This window comes from Sulfuricurvum sp. (assembly GCF_049305995.1).
In the GTDB taxonomy this organism is placed as follows: Bacteria; Campylobacterota; Campylobacteria; order Campylobacterales; family Sulfurimonadaceae; genus Sulfuricurvum.
In genome coordinates this window covers 1-5213 of record NZ_JBAQPS010000177.1, presented here as the reverse complement: position 1 = coordinate 5213, position 5213 = coordinate 1, and the positions used below count along the sequence as shown (strand labels likewise).

7 protein-coding genes and 1 pseudogene are annotated in these 5213 nt (G+C 37.5%); 6 read left to right on the top strand and 2 right to left on the bottom strand.

Translation table 11 applies throughout. The features are described from left to right. Window positions 1–317 (bottom strand): hypothetical protein (locus WA010_RS06165; RefSeq protein WP_422556267.1); only part of this gene is annotated, 317 nt, incomplete at its 3' end. Between the two features lie 258 nt (window positions 318–575). Here WA010_RS06165 and WA010_RS06160 point away from each other — a divergent pair. From WA010_RS06160 to WA010_RS06145, 4 genes are read left to right on the top strand one after another with little or no spacing between them, the layout of a single operon-like run. Next, the gene (locus tag WA010_RS06160) at window positions 576–950 is read left to right on the top strand and encodes a 4Fe-4S dicluster domain-containing protein (protein WP_422556266.1); all 375 of its coding nucleotides are present in this window, start codon (window positions 576–578) and stop codon (window positions 948–950) included. A gap of 10 nt (window positions 951–960) precedes the next feature. Continuing rightward, window positions 961–1344, top strand: a complete 384-nt coding sequence (locus tag WA010_RS06155; protein ID WP_422556265.1) for a NifB/NifX family molybdenum-iron cluster-binding protein — start codon at window positions 961–963, stop codon at window positions 1342–1344. After that, window positions 1344–1739 (top strand): 4Fe-4S dicluster domain-containing protein, encoded by a 396-nt coding sequence (locus tag WA010_RS06150; RefSeq protein ID WP_422556264.1) that lies wholly within the window; start codon window positions 1344–1346, stop codon window positions 1737–1739. Before WA010_RS06155 ends, WA010_RS06150 begins: the two co-directional genes overlap by 1 nt. Window position 1740: 1 nt before the next feature. After that, window positions 1741–2091, top strand: coding sequence for a hypothetical protein (locus tag WA010_RS06145; RefSeq protein ID WP_422556263.1), 351 nt, complete (start codon window positions 1741–1743; stop codon window positions 2089–2091). Here WA010_RS06145 and WA010_RS06140 read toward each other — a convergent pair. Next, entirely contained in the window at window positions 2088–2600 is a 513-nt protein-coding gene (locus tag WA010_RS06140; RefSeq protein WP_422556262.1) for a rhodanese-like domain-containing protein, read from the bottom strand. The genes WA010_RS06145 and WA010_RS06140 overlap by 4 nt on opposite strands. Before the next feature lie 99 nt (window positions 2601–2699). Here WA010_RS06140 and WA010_RS06135 point away from each other — a divergent pair, with 99 nt between their 5' ends. Together WA010_RS06135 and WA010_RS06130 are read left to right on the top strand one after the other, a co-directional pair. After that, window positions 2700–4598: an ATP-binding protein gene (locus WA010_RS06135; RefSeq protein WP_422556261.1), complete on the top strand. Its 1899-nt coding sequence runs from the start codon at window positions 2700–2702 to the stop codon at window positions 4596–4598. Then, window positions 4598–5213 (top strand): annotated as a pseudogene (locus WA010_RS06130) (hypothetical protein); the annotation flags it as partial. The gene WA010_RS06135 and the pseudogene WA010_RS06130, both read left to right, overlap by 1 nt.

The following is a 5213-nucleotide window of genomic DNA, read 5'->3' as shown; positions in this document are numbered from 1 at the left end:
TGAGAAGATATGACTTTGCTGTCATTTTCGTCTATGTAATACTGATCAATCAAATGTGTCATTTGATACAAGTATGAATTTGGCTTTTTTATTGGGCGTGAAGCGTTTTGGTCGGATGCAAATAGTGAAGTTGAAAAAAGCAGTAGTAGTCCGACAATGTATTTCATAATCACGCCTCCAACTTTATTTTTGATCACCGTATTTTTAGCGGCAAGCTTGGCTTTTGCCAACTCCTCTTTGAGGTTCTCGACACTTTTAAACTCTCCGGCTTCGATGGCATCGAGGAGGACTGATTCTTCGGCTGTGTATTTTTGCATGAGCTGTCTTTTAAGTATGTGATTGTGAACAATAGAATACATTTTTATTTGTTAAAACAATATCATCATTGTAAGTATATGTCAATAATCAGATTGAATCCGTTCGCCCTGAGCCTGTCGAAGGGTGCACTGTTCATAGTTCGACAAGCTCACCACGAACGGTGTATGAAGATAATCGAAGTTCAAAACATTTTCGTTCTCTATCTTCTCGCACAAAAATTGCATTGATGTTTTTATAAAATAACTAAGGAGTCAATTATGGCTGTATTAATAACTGATTTATGTATCAACTGTGATGCTTGTATCGACGAATGTCCGGTAGCGGCAATCGCAAGTGAGGGTGATTCTCCTCGTGAGGATTGGGAATATACGTATGTTAAACCTGAAAAATGTATCGAGTGTGTCGGTCATGCATCGACTCCTGCGTGTGCAGCGGCTTGCCCTACTGAAGGATGTATCGTTTGGGATATGCCATACACTGCTGATTATAATGATTACTATGTAAACAGCTCTGAGTATGCAATCAGTACGAGTAAAAAACGTGGTCTCCTCTCACCGGAAGTTTCTCCGCAAACATTCCGTGATGATATCTCTATTGCAGCTCGCGAAGCGCGTGAAGCGGTAGCGGTTTAAAGGATAAGTTATGCTAATCGCGTTTGCTTCATCTGATGGTGTAACGGTTAATCAGCATTTCGGGTGGTCGAAAAGTTTTGAACTCTATCGAATCACGGATCAAAGTGCCGAATATGTCAAAACGCTGGACAGTTCACAAGATGCGATCGAAGACGAACACGAAAAGCTAGCTTATAAAATCAGTACGGTCAAAGAGGCAGACATCATGTACTGCGCTCAGATCGGGCCTACTGCTTCTAAAATGGTATTAGCATCCAAAATATATCCGATGCGCTCAGGAGAGAACGATCGAATCGATGAGACGATTGTAAAGCTCCAAGAGTTGTTATTAGGCAATCCGCCGCCGTGGCTACAACGGATAGTCCACACCACTAAAGATAAGGAACTACTCTAATGTCTGTAATTATCGATGATACCTGCATCACATGTGATGCCTGTTTACAACAATGTCCGGTCAATGCGATCATGGATGATACCTCTAGTCCTATGGGTAACAAACGTTATTACGTGGCTCCTGAGAAGTGTATCGAGTGTGTCGGTGTGTATGATGATCCTCAATGTGCGGCGATTTGCCCGAGTATCGGATGTATTACGTGGGATATGCCATTTACCAAAGAATTCGATGCACATTTCCTAAACGGTGAGATGTACAAACTTGTGGAGAAAAACGGTGTCCCTAAATCTCCGGCATTCAGAGAGAAAAAATACCGTAAAGATATCCCGATCGAGATGCGCGGTGTAGGTCATATCGTCCAAGAGGGACCGGAAGAACTCGAAGAAGTCGGATAATATGACACCGATAGAGAAAGTTGCACGAGATCTCGATACGTTTGCGAGAGATTGTGCGGTCACGGTTGCTCTGAAAATCACCGATGATTCGTGTAAGATGGACGAGGAACAGCGAGCCGTTTTTATGGCACTCTACGATGCTCTTCCTTCTCATAAAAGTGCTATTTTTGATGATGATGTGTATGTCTTGATCAGCGAGGCACGACGTGCTCCGAATGCTTCGTTATACGCTCGTATAAAAAAAGAGCGGGAAATGGCCATGAGCATTATCACCCAAGAAAAGATGAAAACCTTTAAAGCCTCCGTGAGAGGTTCACTACTAATCGCAGAGTTTACTTTGATCAAAAATTAAAATCCATCGTAAGGTAATTTGGCTTCTTTCCATCCAAACATGAAGCCATTTTCAAGATTATACGCTTTGATTCCCTCTTTAGTGAGAAGATTAGCTGCTGCTTTAGAACGTGGACCACTTCGGCATACTAAAATAACTGCATTGACATTGCGTAGTTTCATGGCTTTCATAACATCATTGATAAAATTTTTGTTAAAAACTTCTTTAGCATCATAGAGCTTTTGTGAATCAATATGCCCTTTTACTTTATCTGTTTTGAGTTCAAATTCAGCACTTTTAACCCGTTCCTCAAGTGATTTTGGGATATAAGTCCACTCGTATGCAGGTATATTAATAAATCCCTCACCGTGTCCGGTATAGAGATATTCGAGTGTAGTGCGGACGTCAATAATGATGGCTTCTCCTTGTTTTTGCATCTGGTGTGCTTCAGAAGCAGTGAGATCCGCTTCATAAATATCATCAGCATTTAATGTCAAGCAGGTTAGTAGTATAAACAATAACTTATTCATTTTGTATCCTCTAAAAATAATAAATGTGATTGTATCTTAAGAATATTACACACAGATGAAAAAAAAGAGTAATATTAGAAAAACAAAAGTGGTACAATAATGCTTAAAAATATTCATATTGTGTACGTAACCGATTGGATAATTGCCGATAACCATTTGTCGGATCAGGATCCATTTTTAAAAGTATTGAAAGAATTTAATGCGGATATCTTTACTCGGAATGATTATCCTGAATCGTATACGGAAATTGATTTACTGATTTTACATCCCATGCAGATGACTTTGGATATATTCAAAATTGTTAGTAAAAGTAAATTATCTAACCCTGCCATAAAAACTGTTGTTATTTCAAGTGCACATGGAAGCACCCTTTTTTTACGGGCGATTGATGTCGGTGTCGATAAATATCTCCTTAAACCGCTTTTACCTAGTGCTGTTCAAAAAGTGGTAGAGCGACTGATTCTTCAGTCGTTAGAAGCAAAGCAAGCTCAGAAAGCATATAAACAAATTAATTTGATGTTTGGATCAATTTCTAAAACAGCACTAGTAATACGAATTCGACAAAATGGGATGATTTCTGAAGTAAATTCCTTGTTAAGCGTATTAATTGGACTGGAACAATCACAGATGGTAGGACATTATTGGCTCCGTTTTGTTGAGCCTCGATTTTGGATATATTTAAGAACTTTGGTACGTGCACGGTTACAGGCAGGAGAAATTTATCGGGGAATTATTGAGATTATTGGAAGAGATAAACAAACGATTACGGTAGATTCGACAATCTATGCGGTTTTAGATAGTTATAATCGTATTGAAGAGATTGTTTTTATTGGGCATGACGTAAGTGAAATGAATCGAGCTATTTTACAGAGTATGAAACAACTCATTGATTACGATACTTCTTTGGCGGTTTTATTTGATCACAGTTATGAAGTGATCATGGCTAATCGAAAATTTTTAGATGCAAACGGTTATGAAAACTTTGATGCTTTATTACAAAGTTGCGATTTATGGTCATGGATGCTTGAAACTCAGCAAGGATTAAAACCTATTTTGAGAGAACAGTGTTCGCATAAAGAGGGATTGGAATTTATTATCAAAGAGGTAAAAAAAGGGCATATACATGGTCGTATTATTGCTATGGATTTGCATAATGTTAAAACATATTATACAGTTCATATGAGTTCAATGACAAATCCTCTCATTCAAAATGAACAATATCATATTCTATATTTTGTGGATGTAACGAATATTGAGAGGTATAAAGAAGAAAAAATAAGTGATGCTAAACTGATTAGTGTAGGTCGATTAGCAGCGGCAATTACGCATGAGATCAATACACCTATCACTTATATTAAAGGAAATTTAGAACTTTTGAAAATGGAATGTGAAGATAAAATTCATCAAGCAGATACTATATTTAAACCTATCGATGATGGGATTGCACGAATTGAATCAATTGTGGGGTCTATGTATGAGTTTGCTGGAACAGGTAAAGAAGAGATGCAGCCGTGTAATGTCCATATGACATTAATTTATGCACTCCGAATTATCTTCAACCGTGCAAAGCATATAGTACCGATTCGGATTAATGGAGAGATATTTAATTTATCAACACAATATGATACTAACAGTTGTATAACGATGGGTATTTCGACGCGCTTAGAGCAGGTTTGGATAATTATTATCAACAATGCACTGGATGAATTTGAAAAAGTGAATATAAGTTACGAAAACAGACACATTAATATAACAATAATATGTAATAATGATGATATTATGGTAAGATTATCAGATAATGCCGGCGGGATACCGCAATCCATATTGGAAGGTATTTTTGATTTTGCGGTTAGTGGTGAAAAAAAGAAAAGTATGGGTATTGGGCTGAATGTGGCAAAAGCTATTATTGACAAGCATGGAGGAGATATCTGTGTTGCCAATGAAAACAACGGTGCAGTATTTGAAGTCAGTTTAAAAAAATACAAGGAGGCGAAATAATGTTTTTCGGTGCTGAAGCTAAAAAATATAAAGAGATTGCAGATTTGTTAAGAGTTGAACGGGATATGCTTACTGCTGAACTAGCACTCTACAAAGAGATAGCCGCATTAAGTAATAAAGAAGCTATTATTGTTTTAGATAAAAATAATGAGCCTCTATTTTATAATACTTTAGCAACCAATATATCGAATAAAGAGGCTGTTGTTCATGAGTTGGCTAAAGAAAAAAATGAGATTATTGTGGGAGAATGTGAAGCATCGGTAATTAGCAAAAATTTAAGTAACGGATTAAAAGGATTTATTCTGATTAAATCATCCGTTGTGGGAAGTGAACAGGGAGGATTACTGGAAATGCATCAAAAGAGCATCCGTGGTGCTTTAGATGCAACTCAGCATGTTTTTATCGATATCCTAGATAAACTCAAAGAGATGGTTGATCAGTCGAATGACACGGCTAGAGGATCAGATGAAGGGCTTAAAATCGCTAAACATGTTGATGAGGGTATGAATCAGCTTGCTGAATTAATGGAAGGGACACTTTCCACAACGGCAAGTCTTGTTAATCGATCACATGAAGTTTCCAATGTTGTATCATTGATTAAAGATATCGCTGATC

Bases quoted from the DNA above. Each gene is read 5' to 3' on its own strand.
- WA010_RS06160 (WP_422556266.1), top strand. From the start codon at position 576: ATGGCTGTATTAATAACTGATTTATGTATCAACTGTGATGCTTGTATC.
- WA010_RS06155 (WP_422556265.1), top strand. From the start codon at position 961: ATGCTAATCGCGTTTGCTTCATCTGATGGTGTAACGGTTAATCAGCAT.
- WA010_RS06150 (WP_422556264.1), top strand. From the start codon at position 1,344: ATGTCTGTAATTATCGATGATACCTGCATCACATGTGATGCCTGTTTA.
- WA010_RS06145 (WP_422556263.1), top strand. From the start codon at position 1,741: ATGACACCGATAGAGAAAGTTGCACGAGATCTCGATACGTTTGCGAGA.
- WA010_RS06140 (WP_422556262.1), bottom strand. From the start codon at position 2,600: ATGAATAAGTTATTGTTTATACTACTAACCTGCTTGACATTAAATGCT.
- WA010_RS06135 (WP_422556261.1), top strand. From the start codon at position 2,700: ATGCTTAAAAATATTCATATTGTGTACGTAACCGATTGGATAATTGCC.